We start from the raw sequence: 18,224 nt of genomic DNA on the forward strand, positions 1-18,224 counted from the left end.
CCAGCTGCTCAGTGCTATTAAGCTCTTAAAAAGCAGGCTTGAGCGCAGAACGTTACCATTACATACTTAAAATACATACTATTCGAGCATCCTATTTTCATATTGAATGCGATTAATAGTCTGTTTCTTAATTACTTAGGCAACTCCCCAATGTCAGTAACTAAAAACGCACATATCCTAATTGCAATATATAAATTTTCTCTATCCTTTAGCTAAGGCATCAGCCATGGAAGTACTAAGATTCTTTTGTGCAGCGCGTGCAGCCTCAACTACCGCTACAGCTAAAGCTTCCTTGCCTGCAGATCCATGAGACTTGATAACTGGAGCATTAACGCCGAGTAATACTGAGCCATTGTATTGCCATGGCAAGAGCCAATCAGGTCGTGACATCTTGCTAAAGAAACGCTTAAAGCCGCCGGAAGAAGAATACAGATCAGCCACACCCTCGGCAGCCTTTAGAGCAACGTTACCGGTAAAGCCATCAGTAATAATGACATCGGCATCATTACGAAAGATTCGATTAGCTTCAATAAATCCGGTGAAGTTTATTGAACGGTCTTGCTCTAAAATACTCTTAGCATCTTGTACTAATGGACTGCCTTTACCAAGCTCGGTTCCAATATTTAAGATAGCTACACGTGGAGAGCTAATTTCCAAAGAAATCGAGGCGCAAGCTTTTCCAAGATTGGCAAAGTCATACAAATCTTCTGGAGAGCAAGTAGCATTAGCGCCTAAATCCATCATCAGCGCAAAACGTCCCTTGCCCACAGGTATGCGTGCAGCAAAACAAGGACGCACTTTACCACCACGTCCCTCATAGCCTAAACGCTCTTTTAGACGAATAGCTTTGTCATTAAGCTTTTGCACCCCCAAAAGGTGGCGTGCAATCGTTACTAAAGGCCCTGTTCCACCACCAGAGATCATAGCACCAGCCTCACCTGACTTAACACACTCCATAGCTTTATACATGGCTGAGTTTTTGTAGTTAAGTAACACAGAGCGAGGTGGTTCATCTTGCGTAATGCATTGAGCAGCCAACCTAAACTCGTAACGGTTAGTTTCCTTGATGGCTAGTTTTAGCTTTTCCTCTAGCTCGGAGCTGCCAAAGACGATGAGATATAAGCTTGGGTACATAGCAAGAGCAAAGCGCACTGCATCAACAACATGACGCGTATCTTTGTTATCGCCACCAGTACCATCTAAGGCAACGCAAGACTGAGCTTTGCTATCGTCGTCTGTTTTGAAGAACATAAATGAAACCATCCACGTCTAGGAAAACGCTGCATTATTACAAGCATTACGTATCTAAGTAATCACCTTAAGCTTAGGCAGGCAAGCAAGCAAGCTAATACCTATACCATGATCCATCAGCACAGCTAAAAGCCCCAAGCTAGGTGCACTTAGCTTAGCAAATGAATTATCAACTTTGATTAAGTATTTACTTAAAGACGCAAGAAAATATCATAATTGCTCAAATATCAATTAACGTCTAAGCACCAGCAAGTAGGCAAAACCTAATACCTTGAAGCAGCAAAGCTATGGCAAATAAAGATTTATTTGCGCTTGTGTTTGCTCATGAGCATGAGCTTGAGATTGTGTTTGAACTTGAGGTTGGGATTGGGATTTTGTTTGAGCTTGAGCTTGATAAGGCAAAACTGAGAAGCAAGAACTGCCAAAAGACAGGAGGGCAGAAGTTTAAGCAAGAAGCTCGGATGGGGTGGGATAAGAAAATGGATAGCCCAAAAACGACAGACGGGGCATCAAGCCCCGTCGTGCAGTCTGAACTGCTATGCTTTAGCGCTATAAAGCATGCCTTTTCAGGCTATTGAAGGAATCTTACTTGAAGATAACCTTCTTGCCACGGTAGAAACCCTGCTCGGTTACGTGGTGACGGATGTGGGTCTCGCCGGTCTGTGGATCTACAGATAACTGACGAGCGGTTAATGCATCGTGAGTACGACGCTTGTCACGACGTGAACGGGACTGGTGGTTCTGTGGAACGGCCATTATAGTCTCCTAAAATACCTTTCATTGCTCATAACAGCCGCTTGCTATTACAGGTTTAAACCTTTGCAAAATGAGGCTTTGAGCTGCTTTTTTTGATCAAAAAATAAAATCTCATGACCAATAGACTTTCCCAAGCCATGATCACGGACGCGCTATTATAGGCACTTTCAGCGGAATTTTCAACAATTCTTGATCTACACCACAAATATATTTCACAAAACGCAGCAACCCCCACCTCCAGCGCCCGATCAAAAGATCTTAGCAAACACCATAACTAAGCCATTTAGCGCTAACAATGGCCATACATCACCAGTGCTTTTTGAGCTTATAAAAAGCTAAAAAAGATCACGCAAGATCACCACAATTTAGCCAAGATCACCGCAACTAAACTCACGCAAATAAACTCAGATCGCCGAAGCTAAAGATCATTTTGTGCCTGATAAGATCATATAAAGGTACAGCTAAAAAGATCAGAGGCTAAGCTTGTTACTAAACCAAAGATCATAGCAAGAACAGGATCACGGCCCACAACGTATAAGGTTGCCACAGCTACATTAGCTAGGTTAAGTGCCATAAATACAGATCACTGATTTTAGTTGCACTATAGTTCCTAACATTTATATGTACGTAGCTTAGCTGATAGCTCTATTCAAAGCAGGCAAAAGCCTACGCTGCAGCTGATGAGCGTACTGAAAAAAGCTAAGAGCAAGTTTTTTTTAAGAGCAAGCTTTAGAAAATACAGATAAGCAGGTTCGCAGACATGAACTGCAGTTAAGGAAGCTAGAAGTGGACAGCTGTTATGGTAGCTGATGTTAGAGGCTAAAGATAAGAAAGATGGGATCTTAGAATTTAGAAAGGATAGTGCTTAGACGATAGAGCCTCATCAAATGAGGCTCGTGAAAGGATGAATAACAGGGCTCTTGTGCCTTGTTACGCATGAACCCCATGGGCTTGCCCATGGGAGTTGGTCATTACTTTTTGTCTTTGCTCATAGAGTCTTTTAATGCAGCTAAGGCGGCAAATGGGCTAACGCTAGCTTCTTTATCAAGCTCGCCGTAAGACCAGGAACTACCGTGACGGCTGCAGTTCTCATCATCCTCATCATGACGTGGGATGGACGGGATTTCTAAGAGAAGACCGTCTTCAATCAAATTGTACAGATCAAGCTTGCCATCTTCAGTAAAGTCGATGAACTCGTACTTATTTTCGAGATTGCAGGCCTTGGCACGCTCGTAATCTGGAGTGAACTCAAAGTCAAAAGATAAGTGCTGTACATACTCATTGCCGCAGCGCTGGCAAACGAGAATAACATCTGCCTCCACTTCACCTTTGACAACACGCAGTCCATTGATGTCATTTTCAAAGGACACACAGCACAGGACGTCGCCTTGCACCTTGTCACATGCTGAGCTAAAGCGCTCAAGCTGGCTAAGCTCTAGACGTGCTCCCTTAAATTGGGTGTTCAGGGCAATGCACTTATCGAGATCAACCTCATTAGGCAATACAACGTTGGTACTTTCCATTAAGCTGTCCTTTAATTAAAGATAAGGAGGACTAAAAGTAAGCTTAGCTATACATTCAGCAAATACTGAACGTATAGCAAAGCTTATCTAATAAAGCCTCTATGTAAGACATTATTCCATAAGAAGAGGCTCTTGTCTCTTGCTTAATCACAAAAGCACTGTAAACCTTACTTACAATGCGCTCAATTAAGATAAGTACGGCCATCTCACAATCAAATATATGCTGTTTGCAATGCATCATACTGGCGCTACAATGGTTTTAACGCTATCAGATATGCAAAGATTGCTCACGCTACACTTTAACAGCCCTCTCTTTGCTAGAATCTAACTTAAGTCAGTATGCTTTATGCATATACTTAGCTGCTGTATCGCATATGTTTTGTCATATGCTTAACTTAATGCTGTTGTGCTCTTAAGCGTTGTATCTTAAAGATGCTATTACACCGCTTTTAGCGCAATCTAGTAACTGTAACTACCGCCTGATTGCATATCACTTTGCTCATTTAAGGTAGTTGGGTCGAAATTTGGCGCACGAACTCTTGTGCCTGAATGCAGGGTAGATATTAAGGATTTCTTATGAAGATAAATAAGCTTTCAACTGTTATGCGCTCTTTAGTAGCAGCTAGTGCTCTCATCGGCCTTACTGCCTTTTCAACTACTGCTCAGGCATACCACCTTAAGACTGTCTTTAAGACCGAGCACTTTGCAGTAAATCAGGTAGTTTTAGATGCTGGTGAGGAGCTTGATGCTCCAACTAGATCAGCAATTACTGGTGATGTTCAGGCTAAAAACCGCCTTGAAAAGCTCTCACAGTCCTCTACCGTAATCTTCCCAGAGGGCTCAGCTGGCCTTACCGGTAAGATCAATACTCCGATTTTAGGTGTACTGACCATTGCAAACTTTGATACTGGCAAAGATCGTATCTACTTTAACAACAAAGTTAAGTACTCAACCGATGCTGGTGTCTACGTCTCTTTCAAGCAGCTTTTAGAGATGCTCAATCAAAATGCTTTAAGAGGCTATGTACCAGAGCTTAAGAAGCTGCCTGTTATCTTTACCGATGTTCAAGTAACTCACGTTGGTGTTGATCCAACCATCAATGGTTTCTTTGTGACCTCAGCCAATGAGGCCTTCATTATGGATCTGCGTATCGATGACTCTGTCTTCTATGACAAGGCTACCCGCAACACCATCCGTCCAGGCTGTACTATCAATGTGCTTACCTTTATCGACCGTATGATCGACAACAACTTCCCTCTGTTTATCTCAGGTCGTGCAGCACTTAACTACATGGACTGCTCAAAGGCTCCAGCACCTCAAAAGACTGCAGCTAAATAACAAAGCCCATAGCTATTCTCATCTTGGCCACATGGCCTCACATCAAGCTGCTGCAGATGCATATTTAGCTGCAGCAGCTTATAGCCTCCCAAGACCCACCTTGCTTGTTGCCACTCTTTAACTACAGCTGTACTTACTTTTAGCCTGCCCATCATTCTAGCTGTCATTTCTTTTCAGGCTAGCTTGATTAGAAAGCACTTATCGAGGCGAGCGCTATTGCCACTACCCCATCAAGCAGTCATGCTTCTCGTGCTTCTCTAAACTTGAACCAAAGTGCTCTAGTCTCGATATCTGAATCTTTATACCCATTACAACAAGCCTAGCTCTGAACCGATGCCATGGCCTAAAACTTCACTTGAAATTTGGCCATGTCCGATGCACGTATAAGAACCTAAATAGCTTATACATCCACTTGAGAACTGCTGATCATTCAATCTAGCTTCTAACAAGATCGGCTCCTCTTGAAGATCGCTCTTATGAGCGCCATTCACTTTCAGAGTTAGTGCCTTTATGTAGCATGTTTTATTGCATCAGATCTTAGCTAAACAAACGCCTAGTTAGCTTATGTGCTTTGTATAAGGTGGTGATCTTTTACTAAGTTGTGGGCTGATACTAAAAAGCGTAGCAATGGCGAAACAAAGCGTTTTTAGATATTAATGCGGCTGCATTACAGCTGGCGATTGGCGTGCAGTATCTTCTGAGTAGATAGCGATCTTTTGCTAAGGAAATCATGCAAGTTTTTAGCTACTTACAGTTAGCAAGTTTACGTTAGTAAAAACTTACAAAAAGTGGTCTGAAAATTTACCAAATCCAATTAAAACATAGTGTTGCGCATAGTGATTTTTTACACACTAAACATAGCAATTGGCTACTAGGACACTAGTATCCAAGATTGGCGTTTTCCCTTTTTATATCTTGTTTTGTGATGTTGTTAACGTTTTGAAATCAAGCATTTATGTGTTCTTATAAGATGGTCTTACAATACTCTTGTGACCAAAATTATCACATCAAAGATAATGATAAATCACCTTCACCTAAATCAAATTTAAGCACTCACGCAAATATACTAAACTGAACATCTCACTCAACTTTTTTCTAGCAATTTCAAAGCAGTAATTAAGTTGTGAGTTAACAGTAGGCTGAGAGCTTAAAAGTAGCGTTCTACTGAAGGTCTGTTAAGTAGAAATTGCACATGAAGCAAAAATCTTGATGCAACTAAACAAGTACATCACGGCTTATAGTTTCATTTGACGCTACAATAGGACGTACAAGCCAAGGCTTTCAAGCTTACGGTTTGAGGTTAATTTAAAGTACGGAGGAAGTATCGACCTAAAAAGACTTAAAGTTTTTTCAGGTAGATATGGAGTAGTAAATATGAAGAAAATCTTAGGTTCAGCTGTTGCTTTAGCTCTTAGTGCACTGTTAATGACTGGTTGCGGTGGCGAGTCCAAACAAGTTGTACGTCTGTCTCACTCACAGATTGAAACTCACCCAGACCACATCGGTGCAGTAGCTTTCAAGGACACTGTTGAAAAGAAGTTAGGCGACAAGTTTGAAGTTCAGATCTTCCCTAATGCAACCTTAGGTGCTAACGAGAAAGTTTTAGAGTTAATCAAGCAGGGTTCTGTTCAGTACCTGGTTGTTTCAACCGCTAACGTTGAGTCATTCGACAAGTTATTCTCCATCTTCTCAATTCCATACCTCTTCACCTCCGAAGAAGCATTCGAGAAGTTCATTACTGATCCTGAGATCTTAGGCAAGTTATCTGTAAACAGCGAGAAGACTGGCTTTGCTCCAGTTGCAGCCTTCACCGCTGGTACCCGTAACTTCTACTCAAAGACCCCAATTAAGTCAGTTGCTGACTTACAGGGCAAGAAGTTCCGCGTACAGGCAGGCCCTGTTAACGTAGCTATGATGCAGGCTTTCGGTGCTGCAGCTACCCCAATGAGCTTCGGTGAAGTTTACTCTGCTCTGCAGCAGTCTGTTATCGACGGTGCTGAGAACAACGAGCTTGCTTTAACTGACCAGAAGCACGGTGAAATCACCAAGTACTTCTCTTACGACATGCACCAGATGTGTCCTGACGTATTAGTTGCTTCTAACGCTTTCTTAAAGAAGTTATCCCCAGAAGAGCGTGCAGTATTTGATGAGGCTGCAAAGGCTGCCCAGGAAGCTGAGTTCGCTGCATGGAAGGGCTCTATCGCTGAGGCCAAGGAAAAGGCTATTGCTATGGGCGTTCAGTTCATCGAGGTTGATGTTAACGAGTTCCGCAACAAGGTTTTACCTCTGCACGAGCAGCTCTTAAAGGACACTCCAGAGATCAAGGCTTTATACGACGAGGCTTCCGCTGCTAACGCTGAAGCTAACAAGTAATACTTGCCCATCTTTGAAAAAAAACGGCACAGCTTGTTCTTAAGCTGTGTCTTAAGACGCACTCAAGTACATAAGCTTCTTGAGTGCATCTAAACAAGCCTCATCAAATTACACAACGATATATACACAAGTATTTCGTTGTCGGCACAGATTAAATCACCAAATCCATACAAACAGCATATACAAACGGTTTTATGGACATTGTTTTGCGTGTGCCATACTACGCAAAATGCACAGTGCACGTAACTAGTGCTTCATTGATTTTACAATTTTCTTTGTGCCCATGAGTGCACTCAAGTTCACGGTTTAACGGAGTCATCTTATGCAAGTCCTTAGAAAAGTTCTTGATAAGTGCATTATGTCCTTTTGCGTCTTGCTCTTTATGGCAATGACCTGCATCGGTACTTATCAGATCGTCACCCGTTACTTCTTTAACTCTCCAAGTACTATTTCTGAGGAGTTAATTACTTATAGCTTCACCTGGCTCTCAATTCTGTCAGCAGCTTATGTATTCGGTCAGCGTGGTCACCTTGCCATGGCTTTCGTTTATAACAAGTTCACTGGTGCTAAGCGCGTTTACTTAGACATGTTCTCTGAGATCTTGGTAATCCTTACTGCTGCACTGTTATTAGTTTACGGCGGCTATGTAATGGCTGCTGAAAACATGAATCAGCTTACCGCATCTTTAGGCGTAAACATGGGTCTGATGTACGCAGTACTGCCATTATCTGGTGTCATCATTCTCATCTACGGTGTTCTTAACATGATTGATATGGTTAAGAAGCTTAAGGACCCTAATCTCGCTTCATATGGCGTAGAGCAAGAGAACGAGTAAGGAGAGGATCATGACTATTACTGTTGGTTTAACCATGGCTCTGGTGCTCGTAGGATTGCTCATCTTAGGTGTACCAATCTGTATTTCCATTGCCATTTCATCTGTATTAGCTGGTGCAGCTGCACTGGACTTTAATATGATGCTGCAGACTGGCGCTCAGCGTACTTTCTCTGGTATCTCCGTATTCACCCTTATCGCTATCCCATTCTTCATCCTCGCTGGCAATATCATGAATCGAGGAGGAATTGCGATAAGACTGATGAACTTTGCCCGTCTTTTAGTAGGTAAGGCTCCAGGTTCTTTTGCCCACACCAACACCATGGCTAATATGATGTTCGGTGCTATCTCTGGCTCTGGTGTAGCTGCTGCCTCTGCAATGGGTACTATCATTGGCCCAATTGCTGAAAAAGAAGGCTATTCTAAAAACTACATGGCCACTGTAAATATCGCATCAGCTCCTACTGGCCTGTTGATTCCACCATCAAACGTTTTAATTACCTACTCCTTAGTATCAGGCGGTACCTCTGTAGCTGCCTTATTCTTAGCTGGTTATGTCCCTGGCATTCTCTGGGGACTTGGCTGTATGATCGTAGGTTGCATTGCAGCTAAGCGTTTAGGCTACAAGGGCGACTCTCAGAAGATCACTCTGCCTCTTGCTATGAAGATTACTGTTGATGCTCTGCCAAGCTTACTTCTCATCGTAGTGGTAATCGGCGGTATCGTTAACGGTGCTTTCACCGCCACCGAAGGTGCTGTGGTAGCTGTAGTGTACTCACTCATTTTGTCATTCCTCTACCGCTCCATTACCTTTGCTGACTTAAAGAAGATTTACGCAGAATCTGCCATCATGACCGGCATTATCGTGTTATTGATTGGCGTATCTTCCATCATGTCTTGGGTTATTTCCTTTGTGAATATCCCAGCTGCTGTAGGCGATCTGTTAAACGGTATTTCCTCTAACAAGATTGTTATTCTGCTCATCATTAATATCTTCTTACTGTTCGTGGGCACTTTCTTAGATACCACTCCAGCAATTCTGATCTTTACCCCGATCTTCCTGCCAATTGCTATGCAGTGCGGTTTATCACCTGTTGAGTTCGGTATCGTGATTGTATTCAACCTCTGTATTGGTACTATCACCCCACCAGTTGGCAACATCTTATTCGTTGGTGTTAAGGTTGCTAAGACCTCCATCGAGAGCGTTATCAAGCCACTGCTCCCATACTATGCAGTAATCTTGGCCGTGCTCATGCTGTGTACTTACTTCCCAGCCGTTTCAAGCTTCATTCCAGAGCTTGCTGGCTACGATGCCACCTTAAAGTAAGTATTTATCCCACATAACCAAAGATGCTGCCCAGAATCAGCAGCATCTTAAAACGGAGCCAAGGTGCTGCATATAGTTAAGATGCAGCCTAGGAGCTGCACATAATTAAGGTGCAGCGCCTCGCTGCATCATAAAAGGCTGCACAGCATTATGCTGCACAGCCTTACAATAAACTAAAGATACTTTTGTCCATAGCCATCAAACACTTGTACTCAAAAGATAAATCATTCTCTTTGAGCACAGCTGTTTGCTGACTAATCTGTCAGCATTAAAGATCAAAATACCAGCCATCAAAGCTGCATCTGAGCAGCCCAAACTAGAGTCAAGCAAGCTAGCCTACACTAAGGCATGGCAACAGCTTTGTTCTTAGTACGGCCTAGGTCATGGCAACAGCTTGTGCTGTGGCACCGCCTTAATGCTTGTCCCCATCTAGTTTTGGCTCTTAGGCTAAGGCTTATCGATAGGCGCATCTAAATTACTATTCCTAGCTAAGCGCGTTAATGCTTGGCCTAGTCGAGGTGTTCACATGAAACCATTTATGGACAAGGACTTCTTATTACAGACCGAAACTGCTAAAGAGTTATTCCATGATCACGCGAGTAAGATGCCGGTAATCGATTACCACTGCCATATCAACCCAGCTGAGATCGCTTTAAACCATCAGTTTAAGAACATCACTGAAGCATGGCTTGGTGGCGATCACTACAAGTGGCGTATGATTCGCTCCAATGGCGTACCTGAGCGCCTCATTACTGGCAGCGACAGCACCGACTTTGAAAAGTTCGAGCAGTTTGCTAAGACTCTGCCTCGTGCTATTGGCAACCCTCTGTACCACTGGACTCACTTAGAGCTGCAGCGTTATTTTGGCATTGATAAGCCACTTAACGAGAAGACCTGCAAGGAAATCTGGGAAGAGTGTAATAGCAAGCTTGCTACCGATGAGTTCCGTGTGCAATCCATCATCAAGCGCTCCAACGTTAAGTTAATCGCTACTACTGATGATCCAGGTGACTCTTTAGAGTGGCACGCAAAGATTGCTCAGACTCCATTTGAGACCAAGGTGCTCCCTGCATGGCGTCCAGACAAGGCCATGAAGATCGAGAAGGAAAACTTCAAGGACTACGTAGAGCACATTGCCTCTTTAACTTCTCGTACCATTAAGACCTGCGCTGAGTTCTTTGACGCTTTAGACGTGCGTATGGAGTTTTTCAATCAGATGGGCTGTAAGGCCTCTGATCACGGTCTTGATTACGCTTACTGCCGCATTGTGGATGAGGGAACCTTAGAGAAGATCTTTGTTAAGGGCTTAAACAATGAGACCTTAACTGATGAGGAAATCGAAGCCTACAAGACCATGGTTTTAATCCATATGGCTAAGGGCTACACCAAGTACGGTTGGGTCATGCAGATGCACTACGGCGCTATCCGTGATCCTAACAGCCGCATGTTCCAAACCTTAGGTGCTGACACCGGCTTTGACTGCATCGACAATCGTGCCTGTGCTCGTGGCATCACCACCATGATGAATGCACTCTTAGAGCGTGATTCACTGCCTAAGATGATTTGGTATTCCTTAAACCCATCTGACAATGCTGCGATTGGTTCTGCTATCGGCTCTTTCCAAGGCCCTGAGGCTCAAGGCAAGATCCAGCAAGGTTCTGCATGGTGGTTTAATGATACCTATCATGGCATGGTAGATCAGATGACCTCGCTTGCCTCACTGTCTGTACTTGGCAATTTCGTAGGCATGCTCACTGACTCAAGATCATTCCTCTCCTACACCCGCCATGAATACTTCCGCCGCATTATGTGTAACTTAATCGGCAACTTGGTTGAAAATGGCATGTATCCAAAGGATATGGAGTTCTTAGGCAAGATTGTTGAGGATATCTCCTTTAACAACACTAACCGCTACTTTAACTTCAACGTCTAAGTTAGAGCACTTATACATGTCCATCTAGCGCCCGCACATGGATGTTCAATGAAGTAAAAATTAACATGGAGCGCTAGATTAAAAGCATAAACAAAAACCTCAAGTTTTGGCGCGTACGCGCTGGTGCTACTCAAAGGCAGCTGTATAGCTGCCTTTCTTTTTTCACCCCACCACGTCGCTACCATCAGTCTATAAGACCGGCTCTCCCATCTAGCCATCCATACAAGCAATGCCGCCCATACGAGCAGTGCCGCTTAAACGCCACTATTAGTGCCACTATGGCTCACCTAAAACAGAGAACCACGCATAGAGTCTAAACTCACAAGCTTCGTTTGCAGCTACTCAAATACAAAGGCCAAGTACAGATAAACTTGACATATGCGATGAGGTTTGAGCATGAGGCTGGTGGTACTTAATTTGTTGCCTCCAAAAATAACAAAAGGCCATGGGTTTTATCCCATGGCCTTGTGCAAAAGCTTAAGGTGAGTTAACGCTTATTCGGCGTTAGTTACACCAGGAGTTGTAGTCTTGGTCTTGGCCTTTTCGCCTTCCTTAGCCTTTACAATATTAGTTAGCATAACTGACTCAATGGTGTTCTCTTCAACCTTTAAGATATCGAGCTTCCACTTAGTCATGGAGATCACTTCGCCAGCTTGAGGTACACGCTGCAGGTAATCAAGAATGAAGCCTGCAATGGTGTGATAGCTTTCGGAGGCTGGAACAGTAAAGCCAGTTAAACGAGAGATATCCTTTAAGATGGCATTACCCTCAATACGGAAGGTGCCTGGGCCAACACGTACTAACTCAGGAACTTCAGTCTGATCTGGCAGCTCACCTGCAATCTCTTCCATGATGTCATGTAAGGTAACGATACCCTCAAAGTTACCAAACTCATCAAAGACAAATGCAAAGTTCTTCTTAGACTTACGGAACTCTTCTAAAGCCTTAATCACTGAGACAGTTTCCGGCAGATACAGAGGTGTACGCACCTGGCACTCAAGTAAGAGCTCAGAGCTAATCTCTGCTTGTTTATTCTCGCCAATTAAAGCTGCAACTTTCTTTCCTGCTTCCTTAGCACTATCTGTAGCATTAGGATTGTTTGGCAGCTCGATCTTACCGTTGTCGATACTCATCTTAACAGTGAGGATCTCATCACGCTTGATATAGCCAAGCGGAACCTCACGCTGAGAGTCTTTGTAAGCAACTAAACGAGAAGAACGATTGTCCTTAATGTCAGTTAAGATCTCTTCCATGCTCTCAGAGATATCAACCTGATTTACATCAGTACGGGCAGTCATCACAGCCTTAACAGGTAAGGAGCTTAGCTGCAGAACACGAGATACCATCTCTTTTTCAGTGTTGTTGAACACTTGAGAGCCTGTACCCGATACGATAGCCTCTTTTAAGGTATGAACCTGATTTTGATTAGAACCTAAGAGTCTAAGTACTAAGTTAGCAGCTACTTCACGGCTTTGCAGACCAACCTTGCCACCTGTCTCACCGAGCTTTAAGGTATTCTTACGAGCAATCTGATTGAAGATCTCCATTAAGATGGAGAAGCCAATAGCTGCATAGAGGTAGCCCTTCGGTACATGGAAGCCTAAGGCCTCAACAATCAAGCTAAAGCCGATTAAGAGTAAGAAGCCTAAGCACAGAATAACTAAGGTTGGGTGATGAGCCACGAACTCAGTAATGAAGCGCGATGCTAAGGTCATTACAGTCATAGCGATGATCACAGCAAACATCATGATGAAGACGTGATCAACCATACCTACTGCAGTAATGATAGAGTCGATGGAGAAGACGGCATCAAGTACCATAATCTGCAGGATTACCAAATACATAGCAGAACCAGCAGCCTTAGATACTGACAATTCCTCATCAAAGCCCTCAAGTTTAGAATGCAACTCATGCACGGCTTTATATAAGAGGAAGACACCACCTACCATTAAGATGAGATCTCGACCTGTGATACCTTTTGAACCGATGTAGAACAGAGGTTCAACCATATTGACCACAAGCGAGATACTTGCAAGTAAGACCAGACGAATAGCCAGCGCACCTGCTAAACCAATATAGCGGGCCATATCGCGCTGCTTTTCTGGCAGCTTGGCTGAAAGAATCGCAATGAACACCAAGTTATCGATACCAAGAACAATCTCGATAACCACCAAGGTAGCAAGACCTAACCATGCTGTAGGATCAGACACCCAAGCCATATCGAACATGACTTGATGCACTGCCGTGGGATCCATAATATTTTTACCTTACTTACAATTAAAAAAACGGCCTTTACAAGAGTAGACACTATACTTGCACCAAGTGCCAAGCAAAATGCCTTGATCTAAGCTTTAGCCAAATGCAGATCCCACTCTCTAAAAAAGAGTAGTTACCTGCAAAACAAGATTCCATGAAAAAAATTAAAACTACACGAGCCTCTTTGTCACATGTAATCTCCAAGTACACCATCAATAATGGCTTATAAAGATCACTTACAAAGCAGCTCTTTAACCACAAGCGTAGCTTGAGATCTATATGTAGCAAGTATATGATTTTTGTCTCAGCCTTAAATTAGGCTAAAAGTATGATAGTACTCAAATCTGCTTAGCAATCCAAGTATGCTAACCGACTTATCTAAGCTCTCGCACAAAAAACGTAAGTATGACTATTAGTTTTGCACTATTCATAACATAGACCAAAGCTAAACAAACACAGTCCCAATAAGTATCAAGACCATACATAACATACTCTTAAGTCGCCATGTCTAGTCATGGACAGCCTAAAGCTGCCCTGCCCATGGCCTAAGCAACAATAACTTTCCATGTACAGACATAGACAGCCTCAAGCCGCCCTGCCAATAGCCTAAGCAACAATGACTTTCCATGTACAGACATGGACGCCTTAACTCGCCCTGTCCATATGCTTAGCCTAAGTACTAGCTTTGGATAAAAGTAAAGGATGAGACATTAGCTGCCTCATCCTTAATTAAAATGAGCCTTGAGCTTGCGCTTTTAGGCTTAAATAACTTTAGCGGCCGGAGCGACCACGAGTAAATGATTTGCCAGCACGTGCTGAAGCTGCGCCCTTACGACCCTGTTCACGAGATGAGCCTGAACGCTTGTCTGAGCTGTAGCTAAGCTTAAAAGACTTACCCTTCACATCACGGCCACGACCATAGCTCTTACCTACGCGCATATCGCCTTCACGTGCATTGCTTGCAGATGCACCATTGTCAACTTGTGCCTTTGGCTTAGCAGAAACATTCTTACGCTGACGGTTTAAAGATGCAGAGATACGCAGTGGAGTAGTTGCATACTCTTCAGGCTTTAATGCAGCTAACTGAGCCTTAGAACGAAGCTTGTTAACCTCTGCTAAAGTAAGCTCACGGTACTGACCTGACTTCATACGTGGGTCAAGATCGAAGCCTGCATAGGAAATACGAATCAGACGGCTAACCTGCAGACCAACTGCTTCCCACAGACGACGTACTTCGCGGTTACGGCCTTCACGTAAGGATACATGGAACCAGTGGTTACGATTGTCACCACCACGGTACTCGATAGCATCAAACTTGCCGATACCATCTTCAAGTAACACGCCTTCACGCAGCTGCTCTAACTGCTCTTCAGTTACGTCACCATAAACACGAACGGCGTAGACACGCTCAATACCATAGCGTGGGTGCATCAGCGCATGGGCAAGATCACCGTCAGTGGTAAATAAAAGCAAACCGGAGGTATTTAAGTCTAAGCGGCCAACGTTAATCCACTTACCAATCTCAAGTCGAGGTAAGTGATCGAAAACGGTTGGGCGATTTTGTGGATCGGATAAAGATGAGATCTCGCCTTCTGGCTTGTAGTACATGAGGCAGCGATTCTCAAGCTTACGAGTCTTTGGAGAATAAACAATACGGCCGTCAATCTTAACGGTGATGTCTTCATCCTCAGTACGGAAACCTAAGTTTACCTTCTTGCCGTTAACCTCTACACGACCAGACTCAATCATGCTCTCTAAGAAACGACGAGAGCCGATACCAGCATTGGCGAGTAATTTGTGCAGTTTTACACCGCTAACACGCTCTTCACTCTTGCCTTTAACTGCTGCATTTACTGCAGCTTTTACATTACGCTTAGCAGCCTCGGCACGCTTTAAAGTCTTTTGCTCAGCAAAAGCACGGCCTTGGTTATTTGAACGTGTGCGACCGTCAAAGCTTAAGCCCTTGCGATCGTCGCGGGAGGAACGTGCTGGACCATCGCTCATACGACGTTGACCTTGAGATCTGCCGCCTTTAAAGCCATCATGTCCGCCTTTAAAAGAACGCTCCATACCTGCCCTTTTCTGCATCTTAAAGAATCCCTTCTTGAGTAATGTGCATTATGAATAAAACCTCGATGTTTGCTAATAAAAGCAGCATAGAACTTCATAACCGCTTTGAGAATACATATACTTATCGAGAAAATACCGCCTTAAGAAAATACTTAAAGTTCAAAAGCTCGTGATAAGTATTTAGCAAACTAAGCTTACGACTAGAACACGACACTGAGCAGTAAATTACTCATTAGCCTTGCTCGTAGCATCTACAAAATTGCCTTGTGATGCTCGTAAACTGCAAGATGTGATCTTAGTTATGTTGCATAAGCAACAATGTAAGCTAAACTGATACCCATAGAATGGTTCTGAGAGCTTGCGTTATTAACCATGCCCCTGAATAATGCAGCATGCCATGAGAAACAATATCGCACTATGCGATAAGCATAGTGTGTACAAGGCACTGAATGGTGCATACAAATCGCTTTTGCATGCATTCTATGAGTATGATAATGAGGTGTAATAAGCTCAACATTATGCCATACCATTACCATAAAAATCGCATCGAGCGAAAATATTGGTACAATAGAGCATAATACTGTGCGTTTGCTACGTTTTGTGCAACTAAACGTGATCAATCTGAGCCAAAGCTTAAAGCTTACAAAGCCTAATAACTACATGGCTTTGAAAAGAACTACCCATGAAGCTTAGGCTAGAAACGCAAATAAACTATATTCCTTGTGCCCTTAGACTCATATTTAAGACAAAGGATTTGTCTTGAGTACGATGTGGCAACAGCATTACGATACTCTGCACAGCAATCTAAGCACGACGGATACTAACGTTTTGGTTAGAGATCCACGTGAACAATTAAGATTGCCTCTTGCAGGACTGTAAGAACGAATCGGATCAAAGAGTTATGAATCAGGATGATATCAAGACCGTTACAGTCTCACTTCTAGGTGAAAGTTTCGCCCTGCGCTGCCATAAAAGTCAGGCAGCATCACTACAACGAGCTGTAGGCAAGACTCAGGAAATCACCGCTAAGATTCTGCGTGATAATCCAAGTCTGACCCCACAGCAAGCGGCTATCATTGCAGCTATTGAAAGCCAAAGCCAGCTGCAGCGCTACTTAGACACCTCTACTCCTTTCCAGGAGCAGGCTATGGCGCTCATTCACCGCATCAAGCGCAATCTCAACAATATCGACGCAGATCAGTAGCATTAAGGCCAAGCTAATTGGCCACACCTCTCCTGCCTCAATAGTGAGGCAGTCTCCCCGCATAAAAGATAGTACGCCCCATCTCAAGATCTCACGCATCATATAGCGACACGCTAATAGCGCTACCAAGTAACCTTCTTAGGCCATAATGCTTACTTAGCCAAGATCTTAAGTTCCTAAAAGCTGCACTTTAGCATCATCAAAGACTTCAGCATCTGATAAGGCTATGGCCTCAGCCCTGACTTTAGCATCAACCAAGACTATGGCCTCAGCCCTGACTTTACCATTAGCAAGACCTCACATCAGACCTCAGCATCAGCTAAAGCTATGGCGTTAGCCCTGACTTATGCATGCGATAAAGACTTTTTACCCTCTTGCTTAATTACACCATGCTACGGCCGTATAATGTTCACGCAAACAATATAAGCTATTAAAAGCTATAGATTAATTTAGTGAGGTTTTGCCGTGATAGTCAGTGCTTATAAGGAATGGCGCAACAATGCCCGTAATGAGATTAGACAGAAGCGCAAAGCCCTGCATGAAGATGAGGTAGCTAAGTGCTCAGAGCTAGTACGACGTGTTGTGCTTGAGCATGAGTTCTTAAAACAAAACCGCTGTATTGCCTCATACCACAGCTTCTCTGGCGAGATTGATACTGTAGAGATCAACAAGGCTCTACGCCTTGCAGGTCACCATATGGCTCTGCCTGTGATTCATCCTGAAGAGAAAGGTCTAATGGACTTCTACTCTTATGAAAAACCAGAAGATCTCATCTTAAACCGCTTTAAGATCCCAGAGCCTGTAGTCAGTGCAGAGAATCTAGTACAACCTCATAACCTTGAAGTAGTCATCGTGCCTTTAGTTGGCTTTAATGAAAAAGGTGAGCGCCTTGGCATGGGCGGTGGCTATTATGACCGCATGTTAAAAAAGATCAGCTGTGAGTGCTTAACCTTAGGCCTTGCCTACGACTTTCAACTCATACCTGAGATCAAAAGCCAGCCTTGGGACATGCCTCTAGATGAGGTCATTACCCCAACTAAGCACTATATCTTCAACAAAAAGTACTAAGCAACTTTGACCATACAGATGCTTGTTTTAACAAGTCAGCATGGCCCACCGTAGGCCTATACTACATACGATCACGTGATCCAATACTACAAGCTTAACGTAAGCCTATTAAACTTATCTACCCTTACTACAGGCAAAAAGAAAGGGAGGTGCCAACTTCGGCATCTCCCTTCTTTTTTAGACTATGGCAGGCTGTGCTTGATACGCTACGTACTTAGCCTGCCTGACGTCTTAATTATTTAGCCTCTTCTGGCTCGTTGTTAGACTCTTCGATAGCAGCCTTGATTTCGGCG

13 protein-coding genes are annotated in these 18,224 nt (G+C 43.5%); 8 read left to right on the plus strand and 5 right to left on the minus strand.

Translation table 11 applies throughout. From position 1 onward, the window contains the following. Window positions 1-201 precede the first annotated feature (201 nt). Window positions 202-1,251 (minus strand): hypothetical protein, encoded by a 1,050-nt coding sequence (locus RDO37_RS08720; RefSeq protein ID WP_308498806.1) that lies wholly within the window; start codon window positions 1,249-1,251, stop codon window positions 202-204. Between the two features lie 287 nt (window positions 1,252-1,538). Between RDO37_RS08720 and RDO37_RS08725 the strand changes: the two genes are divergently transcribed. After that, a complete protein-coding gene (locus tag RDO37_RS08725) occupies window positions 1,539-1,829 on the plus strand; it encodes a hypothetical protein (protein WP_308498807.1) in 291 nt (96 codons plus the stop codon). Between the two features lie 7 nt (window positions 1,830-1,836). Here the strand turns inward: RDO37_RS08725 and rpmF are convergent, their stop codons facing one another. Both rpmF and RDO37_RS08735 read right to left on the minus strand, forming a co-directional pair. Beyond that, on the minus strand, window positions 1,837-2,007 hold the full coding sequence (gene rpmF / locus RDO37_RS08730; RefSeq protein ID WP_027939400.1) for a 50S ribosomal protein L32: 171 nt from the start codon (window positions 2,005-2,007) through the stop codon (window positions 1,837-1,839). A gap of 971 nt (window positions 2,008-2,978) precedes the next feature. Continuing rightward, window positions 2,979-3,530, minus strand: a complete 552-nt coding sequence (locus tag RDO37_RS08735) for a YceD family protein (protein WP_052338918.1) — start codon at window positions 3,528-3,530, stop codon at window positions 2,979-2,981. Window positions 3,531-4,106: 576 nt separating this feature from the next. Here RDO37_RS08735 and RDO37_RS08740 point away from each other — a divergent pair. The 5 genes from RDO37_RS08740 to uxaC all read left to right on the plus strand — a co-directional run bounded on the left by RDO37_RS08740 (window position 4,107) and on the right by uxaC (window position 11,333). Beyond that, entirely contained in the window at window positions 4,107-4,868 is a 762-nt protein-coding gene (locus RDO37_RS08740; RefSeq protein ID WP_308498808.1) for a hypothetical protein, read from the plus strand. Between the two features lie 1,374 nt (window positions 4,869-6,242). Beyond that, window positions 6,243-7,241, plus strand: coding sequence for a TRAP transporter substrate-binding protein (locus RDO37_RS08745; RefSeq protein WP_308498809.1), 999 nt, complete (start codon window positions 6,243-6,245; stop codon window positions 7,239-7,241). Window positions 7,242-7,563: 322 nt separating this feature from the next. After that, the gene (locus RDO37_RS08750) at window positions 7,564-8,076 is read left to right on the plus strand and encodes a TRAP transporter small permease (protein WP_044121513.1); all 513 of its coding nucleotides are present in this window, start codon (window positions 7,564-7,566) and stop codon (window positions 8,074-8,076) included. Window positions 8,077-8,086: 10 nt separating this feature from the next. After that, on the plus strand, window positions 8,087-9,400 hold the full coding sequence (locus RDO37_RS08755) for a TRAP transporter large permease (protein ID WP_308498810.1): 1,314 nt from the start codon (window positions 8,087-8,089) through the stop codon (window positions 9,398-9,400). Between the two features lie 526 nt (window positions 9,401-9,926). After that, entirely contained in the window at window positions 9,927-11,333 is a 1,407-nt protein-coding gene (gene uxaC, locus RDO37_RS08760) for a glucuronate isomerase (protein WP_308498811.1), read from the plus strand. 494 nt (window positions 11,334-11,827) lie between these two features. On the opposite strand, the gene RDO37_RS08765 is transcribed toward uxaC, so the two are convergent. Further along, window positions 11,828-13,588 (minus strand): transporter associated domain-containing protein, encoded by a 1,761-nt coding sequence (locus RDO37_RS08765; protein WP_308498812.1) that lies wholly within the window; start codon window positions 13,586-13,588, stop codon window positions 11,828-11,830. 772 nt (window positions 13,589-14,360) lie between these two features. After that, window positions 14,361-15,677, minus strand: a complete 1,317-nt coding sequence (rluB, locus tag RDO37_RS08770) for a 23S rRNA pseudouridine(2605) synthase RluB (protein WP_308498813.1) — start codon at window positions 15,675-15,677, stop codon at window positions 14,361-14,363. Window positions 15,678-16,560: 883 nt separating this feature from the next. Here rluB and RDO37_RS08775 point away from each other — a divergent pair. Together RDO37_RS08775 and RDO37_RS08780 are read left to right on the plus strand one after the other, a co-directional pair. Beyond that, on the plus strand, window positions 16,561-16,863 hold the full coding sequence (locus RDO37_RS08775) for a cell division protein ZapA (protein WP_027939406.1): 303 nt from the start codon (window positions 16,561-16,563) through the stop codon (window positions 16,861-16,863). Between the two features lie 465 nt (window positions 16,864-17,328). Continuing rightward, window positions 17,329-17,931 carry a 5-formyltetrahydrofolate cyclo-ligase gene (locus RDO37_RS08780; RefSeq protein WP_273325272.1) on the plus strand — a complete coding sequence of 201 codons (603 nt, stop codon included), beginning with the start codon at window positions 17,329-17,331 and terminating at the stop codon, window positions 17,929-17,931. Window positions 17,932-18,224 lie beyond the last annotated feature (293 nt).

The sequence above is a fragment of the uncultured Anaerobiospirillum sp. genome (assembly GCF_902485895.1).
Taxonomy (GTDB): domain Bacteria; phylum Pseudomonadota; class Gammaproteobacteria; order Enterobacterales; family Succinivibrionaceae; genus Anaerobiospirillum; species Anaerobiospirillum succiniciproducens.

Bases quoted from the DNA above. Each gene is read 5' to 3' on its own strand.
- RDO37_RS08720 (WP_308498806.1), bottom strand. From the start codon at position 1,251: ATGTTCTTCAAAACAGACGACGATAGCAAAGCTCAGTCTTGCGTTGCC.
- RDO37_RS08725 (WP_308498807.1), top strand. From the start codon at position 1,539: ATGGCAAATAAAGATTTATTTGCGCTTGTGTTTGCTCATGAGCATGAG.
- rpmF (WP_027939400.1), bottom strand. From the start codon at position 2,007: ATGGCCGTTCCACAGAACCACCAGTCCCGTTCACGTCGTGACAAGCGT.
- RDO37_RS08735 (WP_052338918.1), bottom strand. From the start codon at position 3,530: ATGGAAAGTACCAACGTTGTATTGCCTAATGAGGTTGATCTCGATAAG.
- RDO37_RS08740 (WP_308498808.1), top strand. From the start codon at position 4,107: ATGAAGATAAATAAGCTTTCAACTGTTATGCGCTCTTTAGTAGCAGCT.
- RDO37_RS08745 (WP_308498809.1), top strand. From the start codon at position 6,243: ATGAAGAAAATCTTAGGTTCAGCTGTTGCTTTAGCTCTTAGTGCACTG.
- RDO37_RS08750 (WP_044121513.1), top strand. From the start codon at position 7,564: ATGCAAGTCCTTAGAAAAGTTCTTGATAAGTGCATTATGTCCTTTTGC.
- RDO37_RS08755 (WP_308498810.1), top strand. From the start codon at position 8,087: ATGACTATTACTGTTGGTTTAACCATGGCTCTGGTGCTCGTAGGATTG.
- uxaC (WP_308498811.1), top strand. From the start codon at position 9,927: ATGAAACCATTTATGGACAAGGACTTCTTATTACAGACCGAAACTGCT.
- RDO37_RS08765 (WP_308498812.1), bottom strand. From the start codon at position 13,588: ATGGATCCCACGGCAGTGCATCAAGTCATGTTCGATATGGCTTGGGTG.
- rluB (WP_308498813.1), bottom strand. From the start codon at position 15,677: ATGCAGAAAAGGGCAGGTATGGAGCGTTCTTTTAAAGGCGGACATGAT.
- RDO37_RS08775 (WP_027939406.1), top strand. From the start codon at position 16,561: ATGAATCAGGATGATATCAAGACCGTTACAGTCTCACTTCTAGGTGAA.